General features: G+C 59.4%; 13 protein-coding genes and 1 riboswitch. Of the genes, 1 reads left to right on the top strand and 12 read right to left on the bottom strand.

Features of this window, described 5'->3' with window-relative positions; translation table 11 throughout:
- Positions 1-15: 15 nt before the first annotated feature.
- The 9 genes from IG627_RS15550 to thiC form a co-directional block, all read right to left on the bottom strand.
- Positions 16-486, bottom strand: a complete 471-nt coding sequence (locus tag IG627_RS15550; RefSeq protein ID WP_193193309.1) for a Dps family protein — start codon at positions 484-486, stop codon at positions 16-18.
- 146 nt (positions 487-632) lie between these two features.
- Positions 633-1,652: a Vgb family protein gene (locus tag IG627_RS15545; protein ID WP_193193308.1), complete on the bottom strand. Its 1,020-nt coding sequence runs from the start codon at positions 1,650-1,652 to the stop codon at positions 633-635.
- 26 nt (positions 1,653-1,678) lie between these two features.
- On the bottom strand, positions 1,679-2,065 hold the full coding sequence (locus IG627_RS15540) for a c-type cytochrome (RefSeq protein WP_226865247.1): 387 nt from the start codon (positions 2,063-2,065) through the stop codon (positions 1,679-1,681).
- A gap of 2 nt (positions 2,066-2,067) precedes the next feature.
- Positions 2,068-2,823: a HesA/MoeB/ThiF family protein gene (locus IG627_RS15535; RefSeq protein WP_193193307.1), complete on the bottom strand. Its 756-nt coding sequence runs from the start codon at positions 2,821-2,823 to the stop codon at positions 2,068-2,070.
- A gap of 3 nt (positions 2,824-2,826) precedes the next feature.
- Positions 2,827-4,356, bottom strand: a complete 1,530-nt coding sequence (thiE, locus tag IG627_RS15530) for a thiamine phosphate synthase (protein WP_193193306.1) — start codon at positions 4,354-4,356, stop codon at positions 2,827-2,829.
- 9 nt (positions 4,357-4,365) lie between these two features.
- Positions 4,366-5,172, bottom strand: coding sequence for a thiazole synthase (locus IG627_RS15525; RefSeq protein ID WP_193193305.1), 807 nt, complete (start codon positions 5,170-5,172; stop codon positions 4,366-4,368).
- 2 nt (positions 5,173-5,174) lie between these two features.
- On the bottom strand, positions 5,175-5,375 hold the full coding sequence (thiS, locus tag IG627_RS15520) for a sulfur carrier protein ThiS (RefSeq protein WP_193193304.1): 201 nt from the start codon (positions 5,373-5,375) through the stop codon (positions 5,175-5,177).
- Entirely contained in the window at positions 5,375-6,448 is a 1,074-nt protein-coding gene (gene thiO / locus IG627_RS15515; RefSeq protein WP_319024582.1) for a glycine oxidase ThiO, read from the bottom strand. Before thiO ends, thiS begins: the two co-directional genes overlap by 1 nt.
- Before the next feature lie 196 nt (positions 6,449-6,644).
- Entirely contained in the window at positions 6,645-8,570 is a 1,926-nt protein-coding gene (thiC, locus tag IG627_RS15510) for a phosphomethylpyrimidine synthase ThiC (protein WP_226865245.1), read from the bottom strand.
- Positions 8,571-8,728: 158 nt separating this feature from the next.
- Positions 8,729-8,827: riboswitch (TPP riboswitch) on the bottom strand.
- A gap of 317 nt (positions 8,828-9,144) precedes the next feature.
- On the opposite strand from thiC, the gene IG627_RS15505 reads away from it, so the two are divergent.
- Positions 9,145-10,071: an SGNH/GDSL hydrolase family protein gene (locus IG627_RS15505; protein ID WP_193193302.1), complete on the top strand. Its 927-nt coding sequence runs from the start codon at positions 9,145-9,147 to the stop codon at positions 10,069-10,071.
- 52 nt (positions 10,072-10,123) lie between these two features.
- Here IG627_RS15505 and IG627_RS15500 read toward each other — a convergent pair whose 3' ends face one another.
- From IG627_RS15500 to IG627_RS15490, 3 genes are all read right to left on the bottom strand, one after another.
- Entirely contained in the window at positions 10,124-11,716 is a 1,593-nt protein-coding gene (locus IG627_RS15500) for a thioredoxin domain-containing protein (protein WP_226865243.1), read from the bottom strand.
- Positions 11,717-11,901: 185 nt separating this feature from the next.
- Positions 11,902-13,269 (bottom strand): sulfoacetaldehyde dehydrogenase SafD, encoded by a 1,368-nt coding sequence (safD, locus tag IG627_RS15495; protein ID WP_193193300.1) that lies wholly within the window; start codon positions 13,267-13,269, stop codon positions 11,902-11,904.
- Between the two features lie 12 nt (positions 13,270-13,281).
- Positions 13,282-14,031 (bottom strand): sulfite exporter TauE/SafE family protein, encoded by a 750-nt coding sequence (locus IG627_RS15490; RefSeq protein WP_193193299.1) that lies wholly within the window; start codon positions 14,029-14,031, stop codon positions 13,282-13,284.
- Positions 14,032-14,267 lie beyond the last annotated feature (236 nt).

Here is a 14,267-nt window from a genome sequence, read left to right as displayed (position 1 = left end):
GCCCCGGGGGACGGACTATCTGGATGTGGCGCGCAGCATCCAGGCGGTTTTCTCATGCACCCGCATGCGGTCGGAAACCAGCGCGATGGTGGACTCGTCATCGCCCGCCTGCGCCGCCTTGAGTACTTCGCGGCAGGTTTTCACCACCTGCTCGTGGCCCTGGGTGAGTATTTCCACCATCTGTTCCGCCGGCGGTATTTCCGCTACCTCCTTGATGGAGCTGAGCTTGGCAAAAGCCTGGTAGGTGCCCGGCGCCGGCACCCCCAGGGTGCGGATGCGCTCGGCAATATCGTCCACTGCCTCGGCCAGCTCCGTGTATTGCTCCTCGAACATCAGGTGCAGTTCGCGAAACAGGGGACCTGTCACGTTCCAGTGAAAGTTGTGGGTCTGCAGGTACAGGGTGTAGCTGTCGGCCAGCAGGTGCTTCAACCCACCGGCAATCTTTTCGCGATCCTGCTCGCCAATACCGATATCAATTTTGCTCATATGCAAACGCCTCCACTTGAAGTTCGGATTCAGAAAACTCTCTACAGGATATCCTGCCGACGATTGATTAAAAATTTATTTATCGAATAGAAACCATAAAAAGAAACTATAGCAAAGCACAAAAGAATGTTGCGAAAGCAACGGTCTCAGTTTTTCGGCGTGCCCTGGACCAGGTATCCGGTATCCACGCCAAACCAGAAGCTGCCATCCTCGCCGTTGAAAACCATGTGCCGCACATTGCCACCGCTGGGCACCCGGCTTTCGCTGATAAATTTTTCCTGCGCGATATCGAAGGCGAGGAGACGGTTAGGGAGCACACCGGTATCGGCGATCCAGAGACGCCCTTTGTCATCCAGGGCAGTGCCATAGGGGCGCGGGGTTTCACCGGGAATCTTCCACTCGGTAAACTTCCCGGTTCCGGGCACATAGCGCCCCAGATAGCCTTCCGCATAGTCCACATACCAGATATTGCCAGCGCCATCTATCTCCAGTCGGCGCGGGCGGGCGTCGGCGCGGGGGAGCTCTATCTCGGTCAGAACCATAGTCCGGGGATCCACCCAGGCCAGCCTGTTGGTGCCGAACAGGGCTATCCAGGGCCTGTCATTCCCATCCACCTTGATGCCGTAGGGACGCGACTTGGGAGTTTCGGGCGCCACCGCCTTTACATCACCACTGGTGACATTCAGCAAGCCGATGCGGTTGCTGTTCTGGGCGGTAAACCAGATATTGCCGTCGCGGTTGAACTCCAGCGTATGCGGATCCTCGACGCCCTCCGGCATGGCGAAACGCTTGATCTCGCCGTTTTCCGGGTCCAGGCGGCCGATATGTGCATTGCGGTTGCCGGCATACCAGACGCGATCCTGGTCGTCGACGATCAGGTTGTGTGGGTGACTGCCCTCGGGTACGGAAAACTGCTTGAATTGGCCGCTGTCCGGCGTAAATCGGCCGATATAGTTGCCCGCCTGCCCGCAGAACCAGACACTGCCCTCCGCGTCCACAAAGGGATCCCGCGGGCGCCCGGCCCAGGATACCTTCCACTCGCTCAGTGCCAGCTTATCCGGCAGGGAGACATTTTGTGCCCGCGAATCTGTGCAGAGCAACAGAAGGGGAATAGTGGCGAGAAAGGAAGAGAGTGAGAGACGGTACCGCTGGGAAAAAGCACGCATGGCTGGCTCCAGTCGTTGATGTCTGTTTATTCCGCTTGCCTGCCCGGTTGAGTAGCGGCCATATAGTGGATCAGTGCGGCAAATTCAGCCTCGCTGCAGTCAAAACAGAGACCGCGCGGCGGCATGGCCTGATAACCATTGATTGCATTGGCGACCAGGGTATCCATGCCCTTGGCCAGCCGCGGTGCCCAGGCATCCGTATCTCCACTGCGCGGCGCGCCGTTGACGCCGCTCTCATGACAACTGAAGCAGCTGCGCCGATAAATTTCCAGGACGGCAACCTGACCCGGTTTCTCGGCCGTTACAGAAGTAGAAGCGCCCCCCGATTCACTGTGTTTCGATTCCCCGGGGGAACATGCGCAAATAGCCGCCAGCACGATCGGCAGCATCAATTTCGATTTCACTGATTGCATTGTTATTCTGAAGAAGCGCAAACCGGACAGCCATTATCGCGCTGCAATTGCAATGACCGCAACTCCAGGGTCTCCGCCTCGAACAGCTGCAGCTTACCAAGACTGGCCAGTGGCAGGCCGAGTAGAAGCTTGATCGCCTCCAGGGCCTGCATGCTGCCGATAATACCCAGTGCCGGACCTATAACGCCGGCGGTTGAGCAGTTCTGCACTTCCTGTTGGTCTCGCGGCGGAAACAGGCAGGAGTAGCAGGGAGACGGGGCTGAGGAAAAATCGAAACTGACCAGCTGTCCGGAAAAGCCACGCACCGAGGCCATGATCACCGGCCGCTCCGCGTCGCGACAGACGCGGTTGATCGTATGGCGGATCTCCAGGTTGTCGGTGCAGTCGAGCACCAGATCCATTTCCGGCACCATGTCCTGCAGCCAGGATTCCTCCGCCATATGAGGGTGGGCCTGTAAACGGATTTCCGGATTGGCCGCGGCCAGCTGCTGGGCCGCCACCTGCGCCTTGGGTTTGTCGCGGTGATTGGTCTTGTAGAGAACCTGTCGCTGCAGGTTGGAGATATCGACCCGGTCGCCGTCGACAAGGTGCAATTCGCCCACCCCGGCCGCAGCCAGGTAGAGAGCCACCGGGCTGCCGAGGCCACCCAGGCCGACAATCATCACTTTTGCCGCGGACAGTTTCTGCTGCCCCTCCTCGCCCACCTGGGGCAGCATTATCTGGCGGCTGTAACGCTGTAATTCTTTTCGGCTCAGCATGATTCAGTTTTCTATAACCGCTTGAAATTGTTCGACGGCCTGCCGGTAATTCTCCGCCCCGGTAACGGCACTGACCACCGCGATACTGCCCACACCGGTCGCCGCCACTGCCGGCGCCCGCGCCAGGCTGATACCGCCGATGGCGACCAGCGGGTAGTCCGGCAGCAGTGCGGCCATACGGGCGAGCTTTTCCGTACCCTGCAGCTGCGCGCTCATATCTTTGGTATCGGTGACGAATATTGCCCCTATGGCCAGGTAGCTGGGTCTATAGCGATAGGCCAGCAGCAGTTCGTAGAAGCCGTGGGTACTGATACCCAGTTTCAGGCCGGCGCGCTGGATCGCACCCAGGTCTGCGCTCTGCAAGTCCTCCTGCCCCAGGTGCACGCCATAGGCACCGCACTCTATAGCCAGCTGCCAGAAGTCGTTGATAAACAGGCGCAGATTGTATTCTCTGCCGATGGCCACCGCGCCTTCCACCTGCTGGCGCAGATCGCCGCCGGGATTCTTGATCCGCAGCTGCAGGGTACGCACTCCCCGCTCGGCCAGTTTCTCGAGCCACTCCACCGAGTCCACCACCGGGTAGAGTCCCAGCCGCGAGGTGTCGGGTGGGGCAAAGCCCTGTTCAAAGGCGAATTTATCAGCAGTGTCAGAAAATCCGTAGGCTTTGGCCCTGTCCTCGCTGGGCAACAGTATATCCGGAAAATCCCGCAGCTCTGACGGCCATCCGCAGTGCCCCACCGGGCCGGCTCCGGAACCGATCTTCTCGCCCTTCCCCTGGCGCAGCCCGCGCTGAACATAGGCCTTGGCTACTACGCAGGCATCCCGCAGCGGATAGCCCAGCGCCAGGCAGGCCGCAATTGCGGAAGACAGGGTGCAGCCGGTGCCGTGATTGTTGTCGCCGGGGATCTTCTCTCCAATAAACCAGTCGGCCCTGCCGCTATCCCACAGAAGATCGGCCATTTCGCCCTCGACCAGCTCACCGTGACCGCCGGTCACCAACAGGGCGTCGCAGCCCGCAGCACACAGCTGTTGCGCGGCCGCCACTATCCGCCCGGCACTCCCTACCGGCGCACCTGCCAGCAACTCCAGCTCGTGCCGGTTGGGCGTGATCAGGTCGCACAAGGGTAACAGCATTTCGATCACCGTCTCGCCAATACCGCCCTCGGTCAGCGCGGCGCCGCTGCTGGCTACGGCCACGGGGTCGTAGACGACGGGTATTTTCTTGATCTGCAACAGTGCGCGCAGGAACTCCGCCACGGCGGCGACCTGGCCGGAATTGGCGAGCAGGCCTATCTTGATCGCCGCGGGGAAGAGATCGCGCTGTAGCGTTGCCAGCTGCGAGATCAGCACATCCAGCGGCACCGCATTGATGGCCGCCACGTCCGTCGTGTTCTGTGCCGTATTGGCGGTAATTGCCGTACAGCCGTGGCAGCCGAAATCGGCGAAGGTCAGCAGGTCCGCCTGAATACCGGCGCCGCCGCCGGAATCGCTGCCGGCGATGGACCAGACAATTGGTTTTGAGCTCTCTTGCATCACACTTCTTTAATCTTGAAACGCCGTGTCGGCCTGCTGCCAGAAAGGCATATCCAGCGTCGGCGTACTGGGGCTGGCGGTCTGGCGCTTCAGCATCAGGCCGGCGGAATAGGCGCTGCGACCTGCCTCGACGGCGAGCCTGAATGCCCTGGCCATCAAGACCGGGTTCTGCGCCTTGGCGATGGCCGTATTCAGTAACACGGCATCGAAGCCCATTTCCATAGCCTCGGCTGCCTGGGAGGGTGCACCTATGCCCGCGTCGATTATCAACGGAACCTTTGGCAAGCGTTCGCGCAGTGTCTGCAGATTGTACCGGTTTAGCAAGCCCTGGCCGGTACCTATGGGGGCGCCCCAGGGCATCAGCACTTCGCAGCCAACGTCGAGCAGTTTGCGGCACACTACCAGGTCATCGGTGCAGTAGGGCAACACCTTGAATCCGCGCCTGACCAGCTCCCGCGCGGCCTCTATCAGCCCGTAGGGATCCGGCTGCAGGTTGTAGTCGTCGCCGATCACTTCCAGCTTGAGCCAGTCGGTCTGGAAAATCTCCCGTGACATCTCCGCCAGCGCTATCGCCTCCCGCGGCGTTTTGCAGCCGGCAGTATTCGGCAGCAACTGGCAGCCGGAATCGCGAATATAGTCCCACAGCATCTTGCCCTGCTGCTGCTCGGGGTTTTGCCGGCGCAGGGAGAGAGTGATGATTTCTGATCCGGAAGCCTCTACCGATTCACGCATAATCGCCGGCGATGGGTAGAGTGCGGTGCCCACCAGCAGGCGGCTGTCAAAGGCACTACCGTAGAGATTCAGCTGCTCGGTCACTTTTATCCCCCCACTACCGGAGCGACCACATCCAGTGCGTCGCCGTCTTTGATTTCAGTCTGCAGATAACTGGCGCGCGGGACGAAGTCGCCATTCAGCGCCACGGCGAATGTCTCACCGCTGTAGCCCAGTTGTTGCAGCAGGTTGGAGAGGTCAGTGGGCCGCTCGAAACTGTGCCCTTCCCCGTTGACGAAAATCTGCATCAAGCCACCTGTAACAGCTGTTCTGTAATTATTTTCTCCACTTTTTCCGCCAGCGCCGGCGCCAGCAGATAACCGTGTCGATAGAGACCGTTAACTCGCAATAGTCCCGGCTCGCTGTGGATATAGGGCATATTGTCCATGGTCGCCGGGCGACAGTTGACCCGGGTCTCGACGATACGCGCCTCGGCGAATGCCGGGTGCAGGGAATAGAGGGCGGTGGAGAGCTCCATCGTTGAGCGCACCGAAATGGGAGACATATCGTCACTCTCAATTTCGGTAGCTCCGATCACAGTGCGGCCGTCGCTACGCGGTACGGCGTACAGCTGATAGCGCGGGTGCAACAGGCGCACCGGACGCCGCAGCGCCACCTCGCGGGTCTCCACCACCAGCACTTCGCCGCGCACACCGCGCAAACCCTCGACCTGATCCCTGGCCCCCAGGCCGCGGCAGTCGATCACGCAGTCGAACTGCGACTTACCCTCCTGGTGCTCCACCCGGTAACTGTCACAGGCCACCGGCGTGCGCTCTCTCAGCGACACGCCCTGCTGTCGTAAAACGCTGAGCAACACTGGCAGCAGGCGGCGGTTATTGATATCGCCCTCGCCGCGCAAGTACAGGCCATGCTCGAAATTCTCCAGGGCCGGTTCCAGTTGCTGAAGTTCCGCAGCATCGAGTGTCTGCAGGTGCGCGGAAATATCGCCGCTCAACTTGCCGGCCAACTCGCGCCGAAACTGCGACAGTTCGCTTCTATCCTGGCCGTGGGCAACCAGGAGGCTGCCGGCACTGCGGAATTCCACCGGGCGCCCGCTCAGCGACTCGAGCTCTGCCGCCCAGTCCAACCAGAGCGCCAGACTGCGCCTGCCCAATTGGTAGATCTTCCGGTCGCTGTGCACCAGTTCCGACAGCGGCGAGATCATACCGGCGGCAGTCCAGCAGGCGCCGCCGGGCGTCGACAGGTCGCCCGCCTCGAACAGGGTGATATCCAGCCCCTGCCGGGACAGCCGCCAGGCCAGCAGGCGGCCCATGAGGCCACCGCCGGCTATGGCGATTCGGGGTACATTGTTATTTGTCACAACATTTATCCGGCTTTTTTTTGTGTAGTGCCGCAGGGTGCGCCGTGGCAGGTAACTGCTCCATGCGTTTTCTGCATGACCGCCATCCATGGCGGTCTCGCACCAGTCCAAGCTGGTGCGGGTTTCCGGGTTTTCGGTGCGCGCGGCGCACCCTACGAACTACGGTAGAAAGTTCAATGCAATCCGCATTCAGGTATCAGCCCTTGTGGTACAGCTCGCTGCCCATATCCTTGAACTTGATCGCCATCTCCTCCATGCCCTTCTCTGCTTCCTGCTTGGCAGCCTCGAGCTGTTCTGAATAGGCCCGTACATCCTGCGTGATTTTCATGGAGCAGAACTTTGGACCGCACATGGAGCAGAAGTGTGCAACCTTGCCGGACTCTTTCGGCAGTGTCTCGTCGTGATAGGTACGCGCGCGCTCCGGATCCAGGCCCAGGTTGAACTGGTCCTCCCAGCGGAACTCGAAGCGTGCCTTGGACAGCGCATCGTCGCGCTGCTGCGCGCGGGGGTGCCCCTTGGCCAGGTCCGCGGCGTGGGCCGCGATCTTGTAGGCCATCAGGCCCTCTTTCACGTCCTCCTTGTTGGGCAGGCCCAGGTGCTCCTTGGGCGTCACATAGCACAGCATGGCACAACCATAGGTGCCGATCAGCGCCGCGCCGATACCGGAGGTAATGTGGTCATAGCCGGGAGCGATATCCGTGGTCAATGGGCCGAGTGTATAAAAAGGCGCACCGTGGCAGTGCTTCAGCTGCTCGTCCATATTCTCCTTGATCTTGTGGATCGCCACGTGGCCGGGCCCCTCGATCATGGTCTGCACGTCATGTTTCCAGGCGATCTCCGTCAGCTCGCCGAGGGTGTGCAGTTCGCCGAACTGGGCCTCGTCGTTGGCATCGGCGATGGAGCCGGGACGCAGGCCATCGCCGAGACTGAAGCTCACATCGTAGGCCTTCATGATCTCGCAGATATCCTCGAAATGGGTGTAGAGGAAGTTCTCCCTGTGGTGGGCCAGGCACCACTTGGCCATGATGGATCCACCGCGGGAAACGATACCGGTTACGCGCTTAGCGGTCAGCGGTACATAGCGCAGCAGTACCCCGGCGTGGATAGTGAAATAGTCCACGCCCTGCTCCGCCTGCTCAACCAGGGTATCGCGAAACACCTCCCAGTTCAGGTCCTCGGCAATGCCGTCGACTTTTTCCAGCGCCTGGTAGATGGGTACTGTACCGATGGGAACCGGCGAATTGCGTAGTATCCACTCGCGGGTCTCGTGAATATTCTGGCCGGTGGACAGGTCCATTACCGTGTCCGCGCCCCACTTGGTCGACCAGACCAGCTTCTCCACCTCCTCCTCAATGGAAGAGGTTACCGCGGAGTTGCCGATATTTGCATTGACCTTGCAGAGGAAATTGCGGCCGATAATCATCGGCTCCAGTTCCGGGTGATTGATATTGGCCGGGATAATTGCGCGGCCCTCTGCAACCTCGCGGCGCACGAATTCCGGCGTAATCTGCTCCGGAATATAGATACCATCGCGGGCCTTCTGGTAGTGGGAATCACTCAGGGTATCGGCAAGCTGGGCGCGCCCCATATTTTCTCGCAGGGCAATGAATTCCATTTCCGGGGTGACGATGCCGCGGCGTGCATAGTGCATCTGCGAAACATTCTGGCCCGCCCTGGCCTTTCGCGGCGAAGGCAGGTTTTCAAAACGAATGTGGTCCAACCCCTGGTCCGCCATACGCTTTTGGCTGTATGCGGCCTGGCGACTATCCAGCACTTCGCTATCGGCGCGCGCCTCAATCCAGCCCTGGCGCAGTTTGGGCAGGCCCTCGCGCACATTGAGTCTGTATTCCGGGTCGGAGTAAGGGCCGGAAGTGTCGTAGACGCGCAGCGGTTCATTCGGTTCCAGCTGCGGATTCTTTTCGTCGCCACCAACGACGCTGTCGCCGAGGCAGATTTCCCTCACACCCACGCGCATTTCCGGGGTCTCACCCTGCAGGTAGATCTTGCGGGAATTGGGAAAAGACTGCGCAGTGAGGTTATCCAGGAAAGTCTTGGCGGAATCGCGGCTGGCTGCGCGGGAGGACTTGGCGGCGCGACTGGACTGATCGGTGATCTCGGACATGCTTACCCCTTTGGCTTGCGGATGGTTAACGCCGCAGTACCAGGGGGCAGAAAGATAGAGAGAAGCCACACATTTTACTTAAAATGTGGGTACCTTTTAAATCGCGACGAACAAACGCCGGCAGGCGCTCACGCAGTCAATTTTAAAGGTGTCCACAGGCGACTTCAGATCTTGTTCCCTACGCGGGGGTTACCCCGATCAGGTTCAACGGATCTCGCAACAGCGATCTCAGCCCACAGGCACTCCGACAAGCAGTGCCGGAGTATAGTAGAAGCCCCCGAGGTTGAACAGGGATACCACCGCGCGGGAAGGTGCCCGCCCCACCTCTGACCAAAACCCCAGCCTCAGTTGCCACTACCCCATCAGTGGGACAAGCAAATTCGCGCCAGTGCCGGTGGTATTGCGCGACCAAACTGAAACCCAATTCAAAATCCAGCCAACTGACCAAACAGTCTGATCTGTTCACGTAGGTCGAAGGGCAGCGCGGCATTAGACTGCGAGCGTTCACCGTAGTAGCACAAATTGCAGCAACAACAATAAGCGGCTTAATTAGAGCCGGATGGGAGATAACAATATGTGGAAGAAATACGGTGTAGTAACAGCAGTGACCCTGTGCCTTATATCAATCGGGCCGGTATCGGCAGCGCCCTCCAAAGCCGTCGCCGCTGGAGACAGTATCACCATGGGCTTTGGCGCAGACTGCACCCGAAACCGCTACTTTTGGGATCTATTCTGCCTGCTGGGCGGAGACCAGCCTGAGCACTCCTGGTTCGACGGCTGGGACGGTTCCGTAACCAGTGTGCACGATAAATACAAATCTACGTACCCCGGCGTGGCCGCCAACAAGGACGCCGCCGAGTCCGGCTCTGAAATGCGCGGTGGCAGCAATAATTTTTCCGTGCAGGCAGACCTGATACTGGCCCAGACCGCCGTGGCGGATCACATTGAAGTGGTACTCGGAGGCAACGATATCTGCAACCGCGGCTGTGTCGACCCGGCCAACTGTGGCGATCCGCTTTACAGCGAGAACGAGTGGCGCTCTGCGGTCCAGGCGGGACTGGAGAGGCTGGTGGGCGGCCTGCCCGCCGGTTCCACGGTACTGCTGGGTTCAGTGCCCCGGGTGCAGGACCTGCGCGCCGCAGGGCTGGACAAGCAGGCATCCAGCTCAGGAGTGAACTGCGAAAACGTCTGGTCTTCTTTCAGTATCTGCCGTATCGCCACCAATGGAGGAACCATGAATGGCGAAGATTTCGCCACCCGCTATGCCGGTATCAACGCAGCCCAACGGCGCTACAATGAAATCCTTGCGGAAGAAGCCGATAGTTACACCGGCATTAACGGTGTGGAAGTAGTAGCCGAATACAACGGCGAGGAAAACCTGAATGCTGGCACCTTCCAGTTCACGGCGAATGATATCGACGGAGGAGATTGTTTCCACCCCAGCATCCAGGGGCAGAATGCCGTCGCCGACTTGCTCTGGAGCGGCAACCCGGATAGATAGCGGTAAACTTTTCGGTACGGTGAGCGCTGGGCTTCGACCATCGGGGCCCAGTTCAATTTTCCCCACCACCCTCTTCGCCATCTCCGGATTCGGCTTCTGTCCCGCCCTCCTCGAAATAGCTTCGTTCCTCGACGATATATTGCAGGCGCTGCGGCAGCCCCTTGCGCATAAAAGCTACATCCACCACTTGACCACTGGTCAGCGCACTCCATAGATTGTTCTGGCCACTGTGTACCCAGGTATCATTGACCCGCAACAACACGTCGTTTTCCTCAAACCCCAGCGCGGTGAAGAACTCGCTGTCGACTATACCCTCCAGGCGTAGCAGGTGATGCCCCTCCACCTCCATTTCCGCCCGTGCAAACTTTTTCTCCAGCGCCGCGCGATTCTCCAATTGCTGCTCCAGCCAATCCCGTCCAAGGGGAAGGACACCCGACGGATCCACCAGCTTGCGGCTGCCAGGCCCCAGCGGCTGTTCTATGCGGCGTAACGTCTCGGCTTCCCGCTCTGTTGATTCTGTCAACGGTACACTGGCGGCGGTCGTCCCCCTGAGCGGTAACTTCTGCAATTCACCATGGTTGTCGATCACGACAAACTGCTGGTAAATTTCTCGCAGGTGCACGCCGGGCAGCAATTCACTGCCCGCCGCAAAGCTGCGCGCCCGCTGCAACTCGATTTCGATCAATGCACTGGAGTTTTTTGACCGTTCCGACAGGCTGACGCCAACCAGTGCGAGGGGCAGGCGAGTCATCGGCAAATTGCGCTGCTCCTGCGACTGCCTCAGGGCCCATGGATGCCGCTGCCCTTCGACCACGCCCATGCGACGCAGCTCTTTCTCGACCCACATCGCATAGTGGCCGTACTCTCTCGGTCCCTTGATATAGAGCCCATTGATAAAGACCACCGGAACACTTCCGATGCCCAGGTTTGCTGCAAAGGCCATATCGGCCGCTATCGCCTCTCTATAGCGTGCCGACTCCAGGCACCGCGCAAAACTTTCGACATCCAGATCCAGCTGCGCTGCCAGTCTGGCATAAATCTTTTCGCCGAGACTGCGACTGTACGCGTAGAGGCCGTCCTGGTAGCGCCACATTGCATCCTGTTCGCCGGCACACCGAACCGCCGTGGCCGCCGCCTGTCCCTCGCGGTGAAATTTCAGCGGCAAGTCAAAGATCTTCTGCCTGGTCCAGCCTGCGTAGTCTCTTCCCAGGCGGCGCAGCGCCGGTTGGATGGATTTGCAGTGCGGGGACTGATAGGAACAGAAAATAGCAATGGTGATGGGCGCTTCCGGGTTGCCCCGCGCGCGGCGCGTGTTTTGCGGCAAACCGATTCGCGGGGGGCGGGGTATTTCCAGCAGTACTTCGGCTTTTCTTTGCTCCGCGCCTCCGCTCTGCCCGATCATCTCGGCGAGCCGGTCAAGGCGCAGCTCGTACTCCACCAGCGCCAGGTCGTATAACTGGAGCCGCAGGCTATGATCCAACTCCGCCGCGGTGATCTCCCTGTCGCCGATCCGGGCAACCAAATCGACCGCCGTGCTATCGGGCTGGGGAACCCCCTTGTTACCGCCGGAATCCGAGCAGGCACAGAGGCACAACAGAAGCAGGCACCGGAGTATTTGTCGCACCACTATCCTGAGAGTGTTCATGGGCTGCGTATTATTGTTGTGGAATGAACGCAGACCATGCTAGCAGTCGGGGAAGAGCAGGAAAACTGCCCGACAACTGTTGTCGGTGAGAAAAGTGGAGAATTGAGAAGCAATTTTATGGAGAGCCGAATTTGGCGCCAGGATGCCCGGCGCCCAAGGCCTGTAGGGGAGCTGAGAGTCCTGGATTAAAACACCAGGGTTTTCTGATAACTCATTTCCCGAATCGCATAGCGCACGCCTTCACGCCCTACGCCACTCTCCTTGACGCCGCCAAACGGAAAGTGTTCGGCACGGAAACCGGGACCATCGTTGACCGCCAGCAGGCCCACATCGAGTCTATTATACAACTGCTTCGCCAGCGTGAGATTCTGGGTGAACACCCCCGCCTGCAGACCGAAGGGTGAATTATTGACCAGTGCGACCACCTCGTCGATGGTTTCAAATGCGCGCAGCGGTATCACCGGCCCAAATGTCTCCTGCGCCACCAGTTCCACATTATCGGGGACATGAGCCAGCACAGTCGGCCACAGGATATTGCCCTGCCGCTTGTTGCCGCACAGCACGCGCGCACCCGCGGATACCGCCGCGTGAATGCGCCGCTCTACCCCATCTGCCGCTTCGGAGTGAATCAGCGGGCCGACAAAGGTGTCGTCCTCGGAAGGATCGCCGACCTTCAACCTCTCCGTCGCGGAAACTAATCTTTCTGAAAATGCCGCAAAGACATCGCAGTGTACAAACAGGCGTTTGGCCGCGGTGCAACGCTGACCCGCCGTGGCAAAGCGCTGGTTGATCGCTGCGTTGACCGCCGCATTGAGATCACCGTCCGGCATGACGATCAGCGGGTCATTACCGCCCAGCTCAAACAAAAGCTTCTTGTAACCCGCCCGTGCCGCTATGGCGTTGGCCGCGGCGGTGCCACCGGTGAAGTTTATGGCCTGCACCTGTGGATGCGCTACTGCATGACTGGTTGCCTCAATATCCGGAATCAACAACTGCAGTACCGAGTTGTCCATGCCGGCGATATAGCAGAGTTCCACCAGCAGTTCTGCGGAGCGCTTGTTCTGCGGACCCGGCTTGAACAGTATTGTGTTGCCCGCGGCATAAGCAGGGCCTATCTTGTGCAACGCAATATTGATCGGAAAATTGAATGGCGTAATGCAGAGGATAGTACCGAGCGGCTTCCACAATACCACGCCGATGTTGTCCCGCTGCGGTGGATAGGCGTCGGAATCCAGTGCCTCGCCATTGATCGCCCTGGCCTCCATGGCGCTGGCAATCGCTGTATTGTAGGCGCGGTCTATCTCCACGCGGCTGTCACTGATGGTCTTACCGGTCTCTTCGGTGATCAGTGCCGCCAATTGTTCTTTGCGTTCGAGCAGTAGTTGCGCCAGGCGCAGCAGAGTATTGGAGCGCTCGAAAGCCGGGGTAGCCTCTTGTCGCCGCCTCCCTTCGACCAGTAAAGCTATGGCCCTTTCTACATCCTCCCGGGTGCTATAGTCGAACTCCTCGATCAACGCTCCGCTGTAGGGATTCAGGATTTGATAGTCAGCCATCTTACTCACCTTCTACAGAGCGACCAGCTGATAGGCGATCCTGAGACCGGCTACCAGTAATGCCACTCGCATCAAATTAAAGAACAGTTCGCTGTTCAGCCTGTTCAACAACGCCACCCCGATCCGGGTGCCGATTACTGCAGCAATGGTTAACAGCAATATCAGACCCAGGTGATCCGAGAAGGCGAACCCCAGGAAGATAAAGGCAGGGATCTTCAGTGCATGGCACCAGGCCTGCATTACCGACTTGTTAGCCACCACCTCTTTGGGGCTCAGGTCCCTGCGTACGAAGAATGCCGCGAGCAGAGGATCCACCGCGCCGGCCAGAATACCCAGGGTGCCAGTAGCCAGCCCCACCCAAAAGTAGTTGTGCGGTGCCAGGCGAATCTCCGGCAGCTTTTTGGGTTTCAATACGGTGTAAAAAATCAGCAGGGCCAACAGCGCCATCGGCAGCTGCTGCCAACTCAGGCTGGCGAGACCGAGGGTCATTGCCCCAGCTCCGAGGGTGCAGCCGATAAAGAATGGGCCGCATAAGTCCCAGCGGATATGCTCGCGTACATAGTAGATTCGCGCCAGGTTGTTTATCAGCTGCACCGCACCGTGAATCGGGACCAGCATACGCAGAGGAATCGCGGTATTCAGCGCGGCAAACATCAGTACGCCGCCTGCCCCACCGGTGACCGCTGAAATGAAAGCACTGACAACACACACAAGCAGCAGTAGCGCCAGCGTCTGATTGGAAATATCTCCCAATTCGGCCAAGATGAGTCCCGTTACTGTTGGATTTTTAATCGGTGCAGTCTAATGGGAGTCGAAGGTATGACCCAGTATTCGCCGGCCCGGTGTCGGTTAAATAGGGACAGTGTTTATGTTTTGGTCGTTATTGCGGGTACCCCACAGCGATCGCGGCCATGGGCCGCTCCTACAAAGCGCCCGTAGGAGCGGGCCAAGGCCGCGCTAGGTCTGGGTGGGGGCGCTTTGTCCGGGGGAGATTCGTT

The organism is Microbulbifer taiwanensis, from assembly GCF_014904815.1.
Classification (GTDB): Bacteria; Pseudomonadota; Gammaproteobacteria; order Pseudomonadales; family Cellvibrionaceae; genus Microbulbifer; species Microbulbifer taiwanensis.
This window is presented reverse-complemented; position numbering and strand designations above follow the sequence as displayed.

What these genes read in the sequence shown, in the direction of transcription:
- IG627_RS15545 (WP_193193308.1), bottom strand. Translation starts at nt 1,652, where the DNA reads ATGCGTGCTTTTTCCCAGCGGTACCGTCTCTCACTCTCTTCCTTTCTC.
- IG627_RS15550 (WP_193193309.1), bottom strand. Translation starts at nt 486, where the DNA reads ATGAGCAAAATTGATATCGGTATTGGCGAGCAGGATCGCGAAAAGATT.
- IG627_RS15500 (WP_226865243.1), bottom strand. Translation starts at nt 11,716, where the DNA reads ATGAACACTCTCAGGATAGTGGTGCGACAAATACTCCGGTGCCTGCTT.
- safD (WP_193193300.1), bottom strand. Translation starts at nt 13,269, where the DNA reads ATGGCTGACTATCAAATCCTGAATCCCTACAGCGGAGCGTTGATCGAG.
- thiS (WP_193193304.1), bottom strand. Translation starts at nt 5,375, where the DNA reads ATGCAGATTTTCGTCAACGGGGAAGGGCACAGTTTCGAGCGGCCCACT.
- IG627_RS15535 (WP_193193307.1), bottom strand. Translation starts at nt 2,823, where the DNA reads ATGCTGAGCCGAAAAGAATTACAGCGTTACAGCCGCCAGATAATGCTG.
- IG627_RS15505 (WP_193193302.1), top strand. Translation starts at nt 9,145, where the DNA reads ATGTGGAAGAAATACGGTGTAGTAACAGCAGTGACCCTGTGCCTTATA.
- IG627_RS15540 (WP_226865247.1), bottom strand. Translation starts at nt 2,065, where the DNA reads ATGCAATCAGTGAAATCGAAATTGATGCTGCCGATCGTGCTGGCGGCT.
- thiE (WP_193193306.1), bottom strand. Translation starts at nt 4,356, where the DNA reads ATGCAAGAGAGCTCAAAACCAATTGTCTGGTCCATCGCCGGCAGCGAT.
- thiC (WP_226865245.1), bottom strand. Translation starts at nt 8,570, where the DNA reads ATGTCCGAGATCACCGATCAGTCCAGTCGCGCCGCCAAGTCCTCCCGC.